Source organism: Pseudonocardia sp. ICBG162 (assembly GCF_020496225.1).
In the GTDB taxonomy this organism is placed as follows: Bacteria; Actinomycetota; Actinomycetes; order Mycobacteriales; family Pseudonocardiaceae; genus Pseudonocardia; species Pseudonocardia alni.
Genome location: NZ_JAHLJD010000013.1, coordinates 1,208,010 through 1,223,129, shown reverse-complemented (window position 1 = coordinate 1,223,129; position 15,120 = coordinate 1,208,010). Strand labels below are relative to the sequence as shown.

The following is a 15,120-nucleotide window of genomic DNA, read 5'->3' as shown; positions in this document are numbered from 1 at the left end:
CATTCCGTGCAGGTCACGCGGCCGGCCCGGAGGAATGAAACACATGTTTCCCGAAAGGGCGACGACCGGCGTGGGGGTGTCACCAGAACTTGATGCCCGCCGCCTTCAGCCGACGGCGGTGCTGCTTCACCGCGAGCGCGATGGCCTCGGGGGTGATGAGCCCGCCCCAGACCTTCGACGCGGTCTCGCCCTGTTCGAGCAGCGCGTCGGCCTCCTCGCCGCCCAGCTCGGCGCTCTGCACGACCCGCGAGCCGAAGCCGATGTGCCAGCGCTCGTCGCGCAGGACCAGCTCGGTCCCGCGGTGCACGCCCGGCAGCGGGACGGACAGCCGGTCCAGGGTCTGGAGCATCGCGTGCTGCCCGGCCAGCAGCACCACACCCTCGATGACCATGTGGTAGAGCCCGACCGCCCCGGTCAGTCCGGTGTGGCCCTCGGCGAGCCCGCGGGCGGTCGCCGGCAGCCGGTGCTCGAACAGGTCGACGAGCTCGGAGCTCACCTCGCGTCGCAGCACGTCCAGCCGGTCGGCCGGGGTGTCGCCGGGGACGCCCAGCACCTGCGCGGCGACCAGGTCGAAGAACCGGGCGTGCCGCGCCTCGTCGCGGGCCTGGGCGCGGAACGCGGCCTGCATGGTGTCGTCGAGCGCCGCCGCCTGGTACGAGCCGAGCTGCCCGGCGACCGAGGCCTCGGCGATGCAGAAGCCGGCGACCAGCCCGCGCACGGTCGCCGCCTCGTCCGGCGCGAGCCGGGTCCACGCGTCGCGGTCCGGGCCCAGGTCGAGGTCGGTCTCGTCCCACTGCAGCGACTCGGCCAGCTGGACGAAATGGTCGTATCCGGCGATCATGACCATGGTCTCGGTGTCCTCACCCCGGGAACTGTTCTCCCGGCTCCAACGGGCGGAAGTCCGACTTGGCGGCGCCGCAGATCGGGCACATCCAGTCGTCGGGGATGTCCTCGAAGGGGGTGCCCGGCTCGATGCCGCCGTCCGGGTCGCCCTCCTCCGGGTCGTAGACGAAGCCGCACGGCTCGCAGATCCACAGGGACCGCGTGGCCTGGTCGGACATCGTCATGCTGCTCCCCACGGCGTCGTCGCCCACGCCCGCCGGCGGCCCGTGACCGGGTCCGGCGGAGGTGTCCCTCCGGCCCAGGGAGCCACAGTGTGAGCGGGGTCGCAAGCGGGCCCGGAGCCCCGCCACGGGCACCGATGACCTCCGTGCGTCCGGTCACGCACGGACGCGCGGCGCCCTCACCTGCGACGACGCGGTGCCCGGAGATCAGGTCCGGCCGGCGCCGGTGATCGTCGGAATCGGTGAAACACGTGTTCGCGCTCAGGCGCCGAGCGCGTCCCGGAGGAACCCCACCTGCAGGAGCAGCAGGTTCTCGGCGACGACCTCCTGCGGCGTCATGTGGGTGACGCCGGACAGCGGCAGCACCTGGTGGGCACGCCCGGCCGCGAGCAGCGCCGAGGACAGCCGCAGGGTGTGCGCGGCGACGACGTTGTCGTCGGCGAGACCGTGCACGACCATCAGCGGGCGGTGCGGCCGGTCCGCGGTCGGCGGGGTCGCGGCGTCGGCGATGATCGACGAGCGGGTGTAGGGCTCGCCGCCCGGCATCCCGAGGTAGCGCTCGGTGTAGTGGGTGTCGTAGAGCGTCCAGTCGGTGACCGGCGCGCCGGCGATGCCCGCGCGGAAGACGTCGGGCCGGCGCAGCACCGCCAGCGCGGACAGGTACCCGCCGAACGACCAGCCGCGGATCCCGACCCGCCCCAGGTCCAGGTCGGGGTAGGCCTCCGCGGCCGCGTGCAGGGCCGCGACCTGGTCCTCCAGCACCGGGCCCGCCAGGTCGCCGTGGATCGCGCGGTCGAACTCCGGGCCGCGGCCGGGGGAGCCACGACCGTCGGTGACCAGCACGGCGAAACCCTGCTCGGCGAACCAGCGGCTGGTCAGGTGCGCGTTGCGGGCCTGCAGCACCCGCTGGGAGTGCGGGCCGCCGTAGGGGTCGAGCAGCACCGGCAGCGGGGTCCCGGGCACGTGGCCGGACGGCAGGAACACCGCGGTGCGCAGCTCCCGCTCACCGAAGGAGTGCAGCACCGGGGCCGGGTCGAATCCGGGGTCGACGGCGTGCCCGGCGACCGGGTGCTCGGCCCCGGCGGCGGTGACGAGCACGGCGTGCGGCGCCGTCGCGAGGTCCTGGGACACGCGCACGGTGGTGCCCCCCGCCGCGGCGACGGCGTGCACCCCGGTCGTCGGCGTCACCGCGACCGGCTCGGACCCCGGGGTCACCGACCAGACGGCCACCGAGGTCGGCTCCGTCGAGGCGCGGAACAGGACGGTCTCGCCGTCGATGCCGACGACCCCGCGCACCTGCAGCTCCGGGCCGGTCAGGTAGGTGTCGCCGACGACGAGCCGGCGCGCCCCGCCGGAGTCCTCGGCGCGCACCAGGGCCCCGGACGCGGTGCGCGCCGGGACGCCCGGCACGTTCTCCACCCACACCGGGTCGGTCTGGGAGTGCAGCGTGGTGGTCTCCCCGGTCGCGGGGTCGACGGCCAGGGTGCGAACCTCGCGCTGGTCGCGCGGCTGGACCGACAGCAGCGGGCCGTGTGCGTCCCAGCCCGCGGTGGCGAGGTACTCGTAGGTCTCGTCGTCCCAGGTCACGGGGGTGCGGCTGCCGTCGAGCGCGACGACGACCAGCCCCACCCGGGCGTTCGGGGTGCCGGCGGCGGGGTAGCGGACCGTGGCCGGGACGCGGTCGGGGTGCGCCGGGTCGGCGATGTGCCAGCGCGCGACCGGCGACTCGTCGACCCGGGCGACGAGCAGCGCGCCGCCGTCGGGGGACCACCAGAACCCGCGGTGGCGGTCCATCTCCTCGGCCGCGGCGAAGTCGGGAAGGCCCCAGGAGACGTCGTCGCCGTCGGGGGTGAGCACGGCCGTCGTCGTGCCGGTCGTGAGGTCGTGCAGGTGCAGCGCGCCCTCGGCGACGAAGGCCACCCGGGCCCCGTTCGGGTCGATCCGCGGGTCCACCACGGCCTCGATCCCGCCGACGTCGAGCGGGCGCACATCCGGCTCCCCGGTCAGCGCGACGGTGAACGGCCGCCCGGACAGCGCGAACACGGCGCGGGTGACCGCGGCGTCGGTGGTGTACCCGACGACGCCGCCAGCCTGCTCCCGGACCCGCTCGCGCCGGGCCCGCTCCGCGGCGGGCAGGTCCTCCTCGCCGGGCAGCCCGGGCACCGACGCCGGGTCCACGAGCAGCCGCTCGGCACCGGTCGCGGCGTCGACCGACCACAGGCAGGTGACCGGGTCGGTGCCGGACCGGCTGCGCAGGAACACCGCCCGCGACCCGTCCGGGGCGACGGTGAACCCGCGGGGGACCCCGAGGGTGAAGCGGCGGGTGCGGGCGTGCAGGCGGGGGAACGAGTCGGCCACGCGGCCGACGCTATCTCCCCGGCGTCACCGCGTGCGGGACGGCCGCTTCCCGGACGCGCGTCCGCCCGCCTCCTCGCAGCCGCGGGCGGCGAGCCGGTCGGCGCGCTCGTTCTCCGGGTGCCCGGCGTGCCCCTTCACCCAGAACCAGGTGACGTCGTGGCGGCGGACGGCGGCGTCGAGCTCGCGCCACAGGTCGTCGTTCTTGACCGGCTCCCCGGCGGCGGTCCGCCAGCCGCGGGCCTGCCAGCGCGGCAGCCACTGGGTGATGCCGTTGCGCACGTAGGTGCTGTCGGTGTGCAGGTGGACGACGCTGCGCCGGGTCAGCGCGTCCAGCGCGCGGATCGGGGCGGTCAGCTCCATCCGGTTGTTCGTCGTGCGCTCCGGCTCGCCGCCGTGCAGCTCGCGCTCGTGGCTGCCGTACCGCAGCACCGCACCCCACCCGCCCGGTCCCGGGTTCGGGACGCAGGCACCGTCGGTGAAGATCTCGACGACAACGGACGGGTCGGCGGTGCTCACGGCCGGTGACGCTAGCGGGCGGCTCAGTAGAGCCGGAACGCCGCCCGGGCCGCGGTGAACCCGGCGCCGGTACGGGCGTCGCGGCACTCGACGCCGGTCCGGGAGCTCACGCAGGTGACGTCGCCCTCGGTGAGGTGGGTGCCGTAGTCGAGCACCGCCGCACCGGAGCCGACGGGCGCGCCGCCGCACTCGGTGCGGGCACCCGCCGGCCCGCCGGTGACCAGCGCCGCGTCCGGGCAGTCACCCGCCGACCAGGTGCGGGCGGTGACGTCGCAGCGGACGGCGCCGTCCCCGGCGCCGCCGGTGATGCGGCAGGAGATGTTGCCGGTCGGGGAGGTGAACGACGCGGGTGACCCGAACGCGGCCGGGTCGGCCGCGGTGGTGCCCGCGACCAGGTCCGCCGGGGCCGCCACCGGTGCGGCCCCGGTGCCGGACCCCTGCGGTGTACCGGGGTCGCCGGTGCTCTCGGACCCCACGTAGGCGGCCACGACCACCCCCGCGGCCAGCACGAGCGTCGCGGCCACGGCGATCGCCGCGGCCCGGTGCGGGACGGCGCCACGCAGCCCGCCGTCGGGGAGCCGGGCCGCGGACAGCCGGTCGCGCAGGGCGTCCCAGCGGCCGGCGGGGGTCCCGGACGCGGCGTGGCCGGGCGGGTACACGACCGGCACGGGCGCGGCGGCGCGCGGGCCGCCCTGGACCGGAACGCCCGGCACCGGGCCGCCCCGCAGCGGACCGCCCTGCACCGGACCGCGCTGGACCGGGCCGCCCTGCACCGGTGCCGCCCAGGGCGCGGTGGGGGCGTGGCCGGGCATCGCGCCCGGGTGCGCGGTCCATGGTGCGTGCGGGCCCGCGGGCGGCGCGGTCCGGGGGCGCGCGGTGGGCCACCCGCCCGGTGCCACCCGGGAGGCGGCACCCCCTGCCTGCGGTGCCGCCCCTGGCACCGCGGCCGGGCCGGCCGGGTCGGGGGCCCGGTCGTGGCCCGGTCGGTCGTCGTCCGCCGGGGACGGTGCGGCTCCGCCGGACCGGTCGCTCCCGGCCCCGCCGGGGCCGGTCCGCTGTGCGGGGACCCCGCCCATCGGCCGCTCCTCGGCGGGCACGGCGGGCCAGGGCATCGGCGGGGTCCGCGGGCCCGGCCGGTTCCGGACGTCCACCGGTCCGGTCAGCTCGGTGGGCTCCGGTGCGGGCTCCGGCGGGGTCGGCGGTCCCGTCCCCGGCGCGCGGGGCGGGGACCGGGCCGGGCGTGCCGGGCGCGGGTGCGGCGGTGCCGGGGGCCGGGTCGCCGTCGGTGGGCGCGGCGCCCGTCAGCAGCGTCGTCGGATGCCCGTTGCGGCGGCCCTCCGGGCGCGCGGGGGTGCGGTCGTCGGCGTGGGGAGCGCTCATCGGTCCGGGACGCTAAGCGGGCCGACGGCCCCCGAACAGCGGCCGTTCGGAGCAGTAACGGCGGCCGGTCGCCTCGTAACGGTGACCGTCCGTGCACGACGACCGTCCGTCGCGCCCCTCCCGGCGGTCCTGCCGGACGCCGCCCGTCCCGTACCGGTCACCGCACGACATCGTTGCGATATGCAATGGTGAGCAACGCCAACGACGGCGAGGGAGGCGGCGATGACCGAGGCACGGCCCACGACGGCCACGAGCGGACCCGCGGCGGTGCTGGAGTCGCTGCCGCTGTCGGGATGGCACCGGCGACTCGTCGTCCTCGTGGGGATCGGGTCGTTCTTCGACCTGTACGAGGTGTTCCTCGGCGGCGTGCTCGCCCCGATCCTGGCCCGCCAGTGGGCGCTCGGCTCGATCGGCAAGGCGGCGGTGGTGTCGTCGGGCTTCCTCGGGATGTTCGTCGGCGCGGTCCTGCTGTCGATCGCCGCCGACCGGTTCGGCAGGCGCACCGTGTTCCTGCTGAACCTGCTGACCTACTCGCTGTTCTCGGTGGCGGCGGCGTTCTCCCCGAACCTGGAGACGTTCCTCGTCCTGCGCTTCCTCGCCGGCCTCGGGCTGGGCGCCGAGCTGGTGCTCGTCGACACCTACCTGGCGGAGTTCCTGCCCCGGCGGGTGCGCGGCCGCTGGACGGCGTGGGCGTACACCGTCGGCTTCCTCGGGGTGCCGGTGGCCGCGCTGCTCGGCGGCCGGCTCGTCGCGGCGCAGTCGATCGCGGGCGTCGACGGCTGGCGCTGACTCCTCGTCGCCGGGAGCCTGGGCGCGTTCTTCGTGCTGGTGCTGCGCCGCGTGCTGCCCGAGTCCCCGCGCTGGCTGGTCACCCACGGGCGGCGCGAGGAGGCCGCCGCCGTCGCGGCGGACGTGGCCCGGCGGGCCGGCGCCCCGGTCGACGGGGAGGTGTCGACGGCCGACTCCGGGGAGCCGCGTGCCGGCTCGACCCTCGCGGTGCTGCGGACCGCGTTCAGCGGGGTCTACCGCACCCGCACGGTGATGCTCCTGATCTTCCAGGTGCTCCAGACCGTCGCCTACTACGGTTTCGGCACGCTCGCGCCGCTGGTCCTGGTGGCCAAGGGCTTCGACATCACCGAGTCGCTCGGCTACGCCGCGCTCAGCTTCGCCGGGTACCCGCTGGGCTCGCTCGCCTCGGTCCCGCTGGTCGAACGGTTCGAGCGGAAGTGGCTGATCATCGCCTCGGCGCTCGCGATCGGCGTGCTCGGCATCGTGTTCGCGGCCGGGTCGACACCGCTGGTGATCGTCGGCTCCGGGTTCCTGCTGACCGCGGTGAGCAACGTGTTCTCCAACGCGTTCCACATCTACCAGGCCGAGATCTTCCCGACGACGATCCGCTCCACCGCCGGCGGGATCGCCTACTCGCTGTCCCGGGCGACGTCGGCGTTCCTCCCGTTCATCGCCGTCCCGCTGCTGGCCACGGCCGGACCGGTCGCGGTGTTCGGCGGCGCGGCGGGGCTCATCGTGCTGCTGTGCCTCGACGTCGGCCTGCTCGGCCCGCGCTCCACCGGACTCGCGCTGGAGGAGCTGGGCTGAGGGGGCATCCTGACCGCGTGAGCCAGGCCCTCTACGAGATCACCGTCAACGCACTGCTCGACCGCGACCGCCCGCTCACCCGGGCCGACTGGGACGCCGCCGTCGCCCGGGTCGGCGGGCACCGCCTGCCGCAGCTGCTCGCCGAACTCACCGACGCCGGGCTGGTCGGCGCGGACCTGCTGCCCGGCGCCGTCGCCGAGGCGTGGGCGTCCGCGGACCGCCCGCTGGACCGGCTCCCGGCGGCGCGCTGGCGGGAGCTGTTCGACGACGCCGGGCTGGCCCCGCCGGCCGTCACGGATGGGTCGTCGTCCCCTTGAGGATCTTGTCGACGGCGTTGCGCGGCCCGTGCAGCGCCACCCCGACCAGGTCGAGCTCCTCGGCCCGGGCCGCGGCGACCACCGCACGGTTGTCGTGGTCGTTGCCGGTGGAGAACATCGCCGCGGTGAACACCGCCACCGGCAGCCCGCGGCCGACCGCCCGGGCCCGGCAGGCCGCGAGCGTCGTCGCGTCCCCGGCGCGCACGAGCACCGGCAGGCCGAGCGTCGGCAGGTAGGCGGTGCCGTCGGCGTCGGCGTAGGGCTCGCCGATCAGCTCGGGGACACCGGCCGCGACCCCGGCGGCGAGGAACGCGGTCACGTTCGCGACCTGCCAGCCGAGCAGGTCGTCACGCAGCACGACGGCGATCTTGGTGGCGGGGCGTGCGGGGGAGGAGGGGAGCGGGGCGGAGATGGTCACGTCGTCGATCCTCGACGGCCGGGCCCCCGCACTCTTGTACGTTCCTCACATGAACGGGGCCGGGCCGCGGGCGCCGGGCGAGGCCGTCACCGCCTGGCGGCCGCAGCGCGTGCCGGGCATCGCCGAGGTGCTGCACGCCCGCTTCGTCCGGCACCGGTACCCGCTGCACGCGCACTCCACGTGGACCGTCCTGATCGTCGACGACGGCGCCGTCCGCTACGACCTGGACCGCCGTCCGCACGGGACCGAGGAGGCCCCGGTGACGCTGTTGCCGCCCGGGGTCGCGCACGACGGACGCGCGGCGGGCGGCTCCGGCTTCCGCAAGCGGGTCCTCTACCTCGACCCCGCCGCGCTCGACCCGGGGGCGTCCGGGACGGGCGGTCTGGTCGGCCCCGCGGTCGACCGGCCGGGCGTGGCCGACCCCGTCCTGCGCCGCAGGCTCGACGAGCTGCACCGCGCGCTGGTGGTGCCGGGGGAGGAGTTGCACGCCGAGAGCAGGCTCGCGCTCGTCGCCGAACGCCTCGCCCTTCACCTGGACCCGGCCGCCGGGCCCGGCCCGGCACCGGCGGACGACCTGGCCGGCCGGCTGCGGGACCTGCTCGACGCCCGGCTGGTCGACGGGGTGACCCTCGCCGAGGCCGGGCGGCTGCTGCACGCCCACCCCGGCCACCTGGTCCGCACCTTCTCGCGGCGCTTCGGGCTGCCGCCGCACCGCTACCTCGACGCCCGCCGCGTCGAACGGGCGCGGTCGCTGTTGCTGGACGGGACCCCGCCGGCCGCGACGGCCGCGGCGGTGGGGTTCCACGACCAGGCGCACCTGCACCGCCGGTTCGTGCGGCTGGTCGGGGTCACGCCGGGCCGCTACGCCCGCAGCGGCCCGGCGGTGCGCTGAGGGTCACCAGCCCCGCGAGCGCCACTCCGGGATGCTCGGCCGCTCCGCCCCGAGCGTCGAGTCGTCCCCGTGGCCCGGGTAGAACCAGGTGTCGTCGTCGAGCCGGTCGAACACCCGCTCCTCGAGGTCGCCGATGAGCTGTGCGTTGTCCTCCGCCGACCAGGTCTTCCCCGGCCCGCCCGGGAACAGGCTGTCCCCGGTGAACAGGTGCGGCCGGTCCTCCCCGCGGTAGAGCAGCGCCAGCGAGCCCGGCGTGTGCCCGCGCAGGTGGATGACCTCCAGCTCGATCTCGCCGAAGGCGATCGTGTCGCCGTGCTCGACGAACTCGTCCATCGGGGCCGGCAGCTCCGGGGCGTCCTGCGGGTGGGCGATCAGCCGCGGCTCGAACATGCCCGCGATCGCGCCGAGGGCCTGCCAGTGGTCGGCGTGGCGGTGGGTGGTGACCAGGTGGCGCAGGTCCGGGCGCTCGTCGGCGGCGCCGACGAGGTCGGCGATGCGGGTCGGCTCGGCCGCCGCGTCGATCAGCAGCGCCTCGTTGCTCTGCTTGCACACGAGCAGGTACGCGTTGTTGTCCATCTCGCCGACCGAGACCTTGCTGATGCTCAGCCGCTCGAGGTCGCGGCGGATGGCCGCGCCGCCCGGGTCGGTGTGACCGGTGTAGTTCTCCAGGACGTCCACGAGCGGGAGGGTAGCGGCCCGCACCGACATCCCGCGGTGGGGAGAACCCGCCGGTCGCACCCACGGGGCCGCTGACGGATCGAACGGACGTGCGAGTACCGTGCGCTGCGGACCGACCGGCGCGTCCCGGTGTACATCCACCGCGCCGGACCGTCTGCGGGGCCCGCTCGACGGGCTCGCTGTCGGTGGGTCGACCTAGCATCGACGGCGGACGTGGGGACGAACCTCACCGGCCACAGGTGCCCGGTCGCGGAATGTCCCCCAGCCCTGCGGGCGCTACGACGGGGTATCACCCGGACGGCACCGCCACCCCAGGAGGCGCGAAACGTGAGCGACCACAGCACCGACCGCCGCGACGCCGGCACCGCCCTGTCCCCGGGCGCGTCGCCGGTCCCGGAAGGGCCGAAGCTGGTCGTGCGTGGCGCGCGCGAACACAACCTGCAGGGCATCGACATCGACCTGCCCCGCGACAGCATGATCGTCTTCACCGGGCTGTCCGGCTCCGGCAAGTCCAGCCTCGCGTTCGACACGATCTTCGCCGAGGGCCAGCGGCGCTACGTCGAGTCCCTCTCGGCGTACGCGCGACAGTTCCTCGGGCAGATGGACAAGCCCGACGTCGACTTCATCGAGGGCCTGTCCCCGGCGGTCTCGATCGACCAGAAGTCGACCAACCGCAACCCGCGGTCGACGGTCGGCACGATCACCGAGATCCACGACTACCTGCGGCTGCTCTACGCCCGCGCCGGCATCCCGCACTGCCCGACCTGCGGCGAGCGGATCGAGAAGCAGACCCCGCAGCAGATCGTCGACCAGGTCCTGGAGATGGAGCAGGGCAGCCGCTTCCAGGTGCTCGCGCCGGTCGTGCGCACCCGCAAGGGCGAGTTCGTCGACCTGTTCGGGAACCTGCAGGCCCAGGGCTACTCCCGTGTCCTCGTCGACGGCACGGTCCACCAGCTCTCGGACCCCCCGAAGCTGAAGAAGCAGGAGAAGCACGACATCTCCGTCGTCGTCGACCGGCTCTCGGTGAAGGCGACCGCCAAGCAGCGCCTCACCGACTCGGTGGAGACCGCGCTGCGGCTGGCCGACGGCCTGGTCGTGCTGGACTTCGTGGACCTGCCCGACGACGACGCGCAGCGCGAGCGCCGCTTCTCCGAGAGGATGGCCTGCCCGAACGGGCACACCCTCGCCGTCGACGACCTCGAGCCCCGCACGTTCTCCTTCAACTCGCCCTACGGCGCCTGCCCGGCCTGCTCCGGCATCGGCATCAAGAAGGAGGTCGACCCGGAGCTGGTCGTCCCCGACCCGGACCTGTCCCTCGGCGACGGCGCGATCGCGCCCTGGTCGTCCGGGCACAACGCGGAGTACTTCGGCCGGCTGCTGTCCGGTCTGGCCACCGCGGTCGGGTTCCGGATGGACACCCCCTGGCGCAAGCTGCCCGCCGCCGCCCAGAAGGCGGTCCTCCACGGCAGCGACGACCAGGTCCACGTGCGCTACCGCAACCGCTACGGCCGCGAGCGCTCGTACTACGCGAACTTCGAGGGCGTCATGCCGTTCCTCGAGCGCCGCCTGGAGCAGACCGAGTCCGAGTCGCAGCGGGAGCGCTACGAGGGCTACATGCGCGACATCCCCTGCCCCGCCTGCAACGGCGCCCGGCTGCGCCCCGAGGTGCTGTCGGTGACCCTGCCGCACCGCGACCTGGGGGAGCGGTCGATCGCGCAGGTGTCGAACATGTCGGTCGCCGAGTGCTCGCAGTTCCTGAACGGCATGGTCCTCGACGACCGGCAGGCCATGATCGCCGGCGCGGTGCTCAAGGAGGTGCAGGCCCGGCTGGGCTTCCTGCTCGACGTCGGGCTGGAGTACCTGTCGCTGGACCGCGCCGCGGGCACGCTGTCCGGCGGCGAGGCGCAGCGCATCCGGCTGGCCACCCAGATCGGCTCCGGCCTGGTCGGGGTCCTCTACGTCCTCGACGAGCCGTCGATCGGGCTGCACCAGCGCGACAACCGGCGCCTGATCGACACGCTGACCCGGCTCAAGGAGCTGGGCAACACGCTGATCGTCGTCGAGCACGACGAGGACACCATCCGCGCCTCGGACTGGGCGGTCGACATCGGCCCCGGCGCCGGTGAGCACGGCGGCCGCGTCGTGCACTCCGGCACCATCGCCGACCTGGAGTCGCACGACACCTCGCTGACCGGCGCCTACCTGTCCGGGCGCAAGTCGATCCCGCTGCCCGAGCGCCGCGAGCTCGACCACGACCGCAGGCTGACCATCGTCGGCGCCCGCGAGCACAACCTGCGCGGCATCGACGTCGACGTGCCGCTCGGCGGCCTGGTGTCGATCACGGGGGTGTCCGGGTCCGGCAAGTCGACGCTGATCAACGACATCCTCGCCACGGTGCTGGCGAACCGGCTCAACGGCGCCCGCCAGGTGCCGGGCCGGCACACCCGGATCAACGGCATCGACGAGCTCGACAAGCTGGTGCGCGTCGACCAGTCGCCGATCGGGCGGACCCCGCGGTCCAACCCGGCGACCTACACCGGCGTGTGGGACAAGGTCCGCAAGCTGTTCGCGGCGACGACCGAGGCGAAGGTCCGCGGCTACGCCGAGGGCCGCTTCTCGTTCAACGTCAAGGGCGGCCGTTGCGAGGCGTGCACCGGCGACGGCACGATCAAGATCGAGATGAACTTCCTGCCGGACGTCTACGTGCCGTGCGAGGTCTGCAAGGGGGCCCGGTACAACCGGGAGACCCTCGAGGTCCACTACAAGGGCAAGACCGTCGCCGACGTCCTCGACATGCCGATCGAGGAGGCCGCCGAGTTCTTCGAGCCGATCACCTCGATCGCCCGCTACCTGCGGACCCTGGTCGACGTCGGCCTCGGCTACGTCCGGCTCGGGCAGCCCGCGCCGACGCTGTCCGGCGGTGAGGCCCAGCGGGTCAAGCTCGCCAGCGAGCTGCAGAAGCGCAGCAACGGCCGCACCGTCTACATCCTCGACGAGCCGACCACCGGTCTGCACTTCGAGGACATCCGCAAGCTCCTCGCCGTCATCCAGGGGCTGGCGGACAAGGGCAACACCGTGATCGTGATCGAGCACAACCTCGACGTCATCAAGACCTCGGACTGGGTCATCGACATGGGCCCGGAGGGCGGCTCGGGCGGCGGGACCGTGGTGGCCCAGGGGACGCCGGAGCAGATCGCGGCACACCCCGACAGCCACACCGGCCGGTTCCTGCGCGACCTGGTCACCCCTGACGACACCCCGGTCAAGCCGGTCCGGCGGCGGACCTCGTCGTCGAACGGCAACGGCAACGGCACCACGGGCGCGGGGCGGCCGACGACCGCACGGCGCAGCCGGGCCACGGCCACCAGCGCGGGCTGAGCCCCGCCCCGGGCCGGGTCCGCGCAGGTCCCGGCCCGGCCCCCGCGTTCCCGGCACACCGGCGGCCTGTTACCCTCGGGAATGCGACCACCCGGGATCGCGTTGACACGTGTGTTCCGGGCGTCAAGTGGAGCCCCGCTCCCACCCGCGCCGTGATCGTGACGGTGTCCGGGTCCATGGTCCGGCTTCGCGGCAGCATTCTGTCGCGGGCCGATCAACGGGTCTTCGCTTGTCGTCGCCGGCAGCAGGTAGCAGCGACACAGCGAGTCACACAGGAGACCCCATCAGCACAGAGCCCCGCATCAACGACCGCATCCGCGTGCCCGAGGTCCGCCTCGTGGGCCCGAACGGCGAGCAGGTCGGGATCGTGCGTATCGAGGACGCCCTCAAGCTGGCCCAGGACGCCGACCTCGACCTCGTCGAGGTCGCCGGCCAGGCCCGCCCGCCGGTCTGCAAGCTCATGGACTACGGAAAGTTCAAGTACGAGAGCGCGCAGAAGGCCCGGGAGTCCCGGCGCAACCAGCAGCTCACCGTGATCAAGGAGCAGAAGCTCCGGCCGAAGATCGACAAGCACGACTACGAGACGAAGCGCGGTCACGTCATCCGCTTCCTCGAAGGCGGCAACAAGGTCAAGGTCACGATCATGTTCCGTGGTCGCGAGCAGTCGCGTCCCGAGCTGGGCTACCGCCTGCTCCAGCGCCTGGCCGAGGACATCGGTGACATGGCCGTCGTCGAGGCCGCTCCGAAACAGGACGGCCGCAACATGACGATGGTGCTGGCACCGACCAAGAAGCCGGCGTCGCGCAAGACGACGGCCGCAGCCAGCTCCGACGCCCCGGCCGACGCCCCCGCCGAAGCCGAGGCGTGAGCCCGCTCCCGTGCCCGGCCGCAGCCGGGCACGGGAGGGACACGCAGTACCCGCACCGACCCCCGGAACCTCGGGGGCCGACATCGAACGGATACGTCATGCCGAAGAACAAGACGCACAAGGGGACCGCGAAGCGCGTCCGCATCACCGGTGGCGGCAAGCTCATGCGCCAGCAGGCCGGGCTGCGGCACCGTCTCGAGGTCAAGTCGCGCAAGGAGAAGCGCGACCTGTCGGGCACCGTCGAGCTCGCCAAGGCCGATGTGAAGCGCGTCAAGAAGCTGCTCGGTCACTGACCTTCCGCCCCTTTCACGAACCCCGGCACGCCGTACCCCCATCGCGGTAGTGCCGGAGAAGCCCCAGGAGATACCCCATGGCACGCGTGAAGCGCTCCGTGAACGCCCAGAAGAAGCGCCGCACCACGCTGGAGTCGGCCGCCGGCTACCGCGGGCAGCGCTCGCGGCTGTACCGCAAGGCCAAGGAGCAGATGCTCCACTCGATGAACTACGCCTACCGGGACCGTCGCGCGCGCAAGGGCGACTTCCGGCAGCTGTGGATCACTCGCATCAACGCCGCGGCCCGCGCCAACGACATGACCTACAACCGGTTCATCCAGGGCCTCAAGGCCGCCGGTGTCGAGGTCGACCGCAAGAACCTCGCCGAGATCGCCGTGAGCGACCCGGCCGCCTTCGCCGCGCTCGTCGCGGTCGCGAAGGAGAACCTGCCGGTCGGCACCGAGCAGGGCTCCGCGGCCTGAGGTGACCCGAGGCGACATCGAGTCGCGCGGCGCCGGCGAGCGCTCCGCGGACTCCACGCCCGGTACCGAACGCACTCCCCGCGTCGCAGCGGCACGCAAGCTGCTGCGACGCGCGGGGCGCGATCGGGCCGGGCGTTTCCTCGTGGAGGGGGCCCAGGCCGTCCGCGAGGCCCTCGCCGCCGTGACGGTGCACGAGCTGTTCGTCACCGCCGTCGCCGCCGAGCGCCACCCCGAGCTGGTCGAGGCCGCGGAGCGTTCCGGCGCCCGGGTGTCCCCGGTGACGGACAAGGCCGCCGCGGGTCTGTCCGAGACGGTCACTCCGCAGGGGATCGTCGCCGTCTGCGACCTGCTCGACGTCCCGGTGGCCACCGCGCTGGCCGGGGTCCCCGGCTTCGTCACGGTCTGCGACGGCATCTCCGACCCCGGCAACGTCGGCACCGTGATCCGGGTCGCCGACGCGGCGGGCTGCGACGCGGTCCTCCTGGCCGGGGACACCGTCGACCCGCACAACGGCAAGGCCGTCCGGGCCTCCACCGGCAGCGTGTTCCACCTGCCGCTGGCCCGCGACCGGGACGCGCCCGCCGTCGTCGAGATGTGTCGGGCGGCCGGGCTGACCACGCTCGTCGCGGACGGGCACGGCGAGGTCGACCTCCATGACCCCGCCGTCACCCCGACCCTCGCCGGGCCCGTCGCCTGGATCCTCGGCAGCGAGGCGCACGGCCCGTCGGCCGCGGTGCACGCCGCCGCGGACCACCGGGTCCGCGTCCCGATCCACGGCCGGGCCGAGTCGCTGAACCTCGCCACCGCCGCGGCGATCTGCCTGTACGCGACGGTCGGGGCCCGCGCCGGCGTCGCCCCGCAGCTGTCCCCGGCGCGCGACTGAAACCGGCTCGCGGCCGCC

At 74.5% G+C, this 15,120-nt stretch carries 14 protein-coding genes and 1 pseudogene; 8 read left to right on the top strand and 7 right to left on the bottom strand.

Translation table 11 applies throughout. The annotated features are described in order from the left end of the window. Positions 1-79: 79 nt before the first annotated feature. The 5 genes from KPL60_RS08715 to KPL60_RS08695 all read right to left on the bottom strand — a co-directional run bounded on the left by KPL60_RS08715 (position 80) and on the right by KPL60_RS08695 (position 5,050). Positions 80-841: a ribonucleotide reductase gene (locus KPL60_RS08715; RefSeq protein WP_226365492.1), complete on the bottom strand. Its 762-nt coding sequence runs from the start codon at positions 839-841 to the stop codon at positions 80-82. A 19-nt stretch (positions 842-860) separates the two neighbouring features. After that, positions 861-1,067, bottom strand: coding sequence for a rubredoxin (rd, locus tag KPL60_RS08710; protein WP_337829806.1), 207 nt, complete (start codon positions 1,065-1,067; stop codon positions 861-863). 258 nt (positions 1,068-1,325) lie between these two features. After that, complete coding sequence (locus tag KPL60_RS08705; protein ID WP_226365491.1) at positions 1,326-3,422, bottom strand: prolyl oligopeptidase family serine peptidase; 2,097 nt, start codon at positions 3,420-3,422, stop codon at positions 1,326-1,328. 24 nt (positions 3,423-3,446) lie between these two features. Continuing rightward, positions 3,447-3,938, bottom strand: a complete 492-nt coding sequence (gene rnhA / locus KPL60_RS08700) for a ribonuclease HI (RefSeq protein ID WP_226356496.1) — start codon at positions 3,936-3,938, stop codon at positions 3,447-3,449. Positions 3,939-3,961: 23 nt separating this feature from the next. Then, positions 3,962-5,050, bottom strand: coding sequence for a hypothetical protein (locus tag KPL60_RS08695; protein WP_226365490.1), 1,089 nt, complete (start codon positions 5,048-5,050; stop codon positions 3,962-3,964). A 490-nt stretch (positions 5,051-5,540) separates the two neighbouring features. Here KPL60_RS08695 and KPL60_RS08690 point away from each other — a divergent pair. Together KPL60_RS08690 and KPL60_RS08685 are read left to right on the top strand one after the other, a co-directional pair. After that, positions 5,541-6,914: pseudogene (locus KPL60_RS08690) on the top strand (MFS transporter). Between the two features lie 17 nt (positions 6,915-6,931). Next, a complete protein-coding gene (locus tag KPL60_RS08685) occupies positions 6,932-7,231 on the top strand; it encodes a hypothetical protein (protein WP_226356499.1) in 300 nt (99 codons plus the stop codon). On the opposite strand, the gene KPL60_RS08680 is transcribed toward KPL60_RS08685, so the two are convergent. After that, complete coding sequence (locus tag KPL60_RS08680) at positions 7,206-7,649, bottom strand: DUF2000 domain-containing protein (protein ID WP_226356500.1); 444 nt, start codon at positions 7,647-7,649, stop codon at positions 7,206-7,208. The two genes, KPL60_RS08685 and KPL60_RS08680, sit on opposite strands and share 26 nt — an antisense overlap. 49 nt (positions 7,650-7,698) lie before the next feature. On the opposite strand from KPL60_RS08680, the gene KPL60_RS08675 reads away from it, so the two are divergent. Then, positions 7,699-8,541: an AraC family transcriptional regulator gene (locus KPL60_RS08675; RefSeq protein ID WP_226356501.1), complete on the top strand. Its 843-nt coding sequence runs from the start codon at positions 7,699-7,701 to the stop codon at positions 8,539-8,541. A gap of 3 nt (positions 8,542-8,544) precedes the next feature. Here the strand turns inward: KPL60_RS08675 and KPL60_RS08670 are convergent, their stop codons facing one another. Further along, entirely contained in the window at positions 8,545-9,219 is a 675-nt protein-coding gene (locus KPL60_RS08670; protein ID WP_226365489.1) for an MBL fold metallo-hydrolase, read from the bottom strand. Positions 9,220-9,588: 369 nt separating this feature from the next. Between KPL60_RS08670 and uvrA the strand changes: the two genes are divergently transcribed. From uvrA to KPL60_RS08645, 5 genes are all read left to right on the top strand, one after another. Then, positions 9,589-12,597 carry an excinuclease ABC subunit UvrA gene (uvrA, locus tag KPL60_RS08665; protein ID WP_226366055.1) on the top strand — a complete coding sequence of 1,003 codons (3,009 nt, stop codon included), beginning with the start codon at positions 9,589-9,591 and terminating at the stop codon, positions 12,595-12,597. Positions 12,598-12,826: 229 nt separating this feature from the next. Beyond that, a complete protein-coding gene (infC, locus tag KPL60_RS08660) occupies positions 12,827-13,465 on the top strand; it encodes a translation initiation factor IF-3 (RefSeq protein WP_062402817.1) in 639 nt (212 codons plus the stop codon). A gap of 98 nt (positions 13,466-13,563) precedes the next feature. Further along, positions 13,564-13,758 carry a 50S ribosomal protein L35 gene (rpmI, locus tag KPL60_RS08655; RefSeq protein WP_020623393.1) on the top strand — a complete coding sequence of 65 codons (195 nt, stop codon included), beginning with the start codon at positions 13,564-13,566 and terminating at the stop codon, positions 13,756-13,758. Positions 13,759-13,835: 77 nt separating this feature from the next. Beyond that, a complete protein-coding gene (gene rplT, locus KPL60_RS08650) occupies positions 13,836-14,219 on the top strand; it encodes a 50S ribosomal protein L20 (RefSeq protein ID WP_020623392.1) in 384 nt (127 codons plus the stop codon). Positions 14,220-14,235: 16 nt separating this feature from the next. After that, complete coding sequence (locus KPL60_RS08645; protein ID WP_179762788.1) at positions 14,236-15,102, top strand: RNA methyltransferase; 867 nt, start codon at positions 14,236-14,238, stop codon at positions 15,100-15,102. Positions 15,103-15,120: the final 18 nt, after the last annotated feature.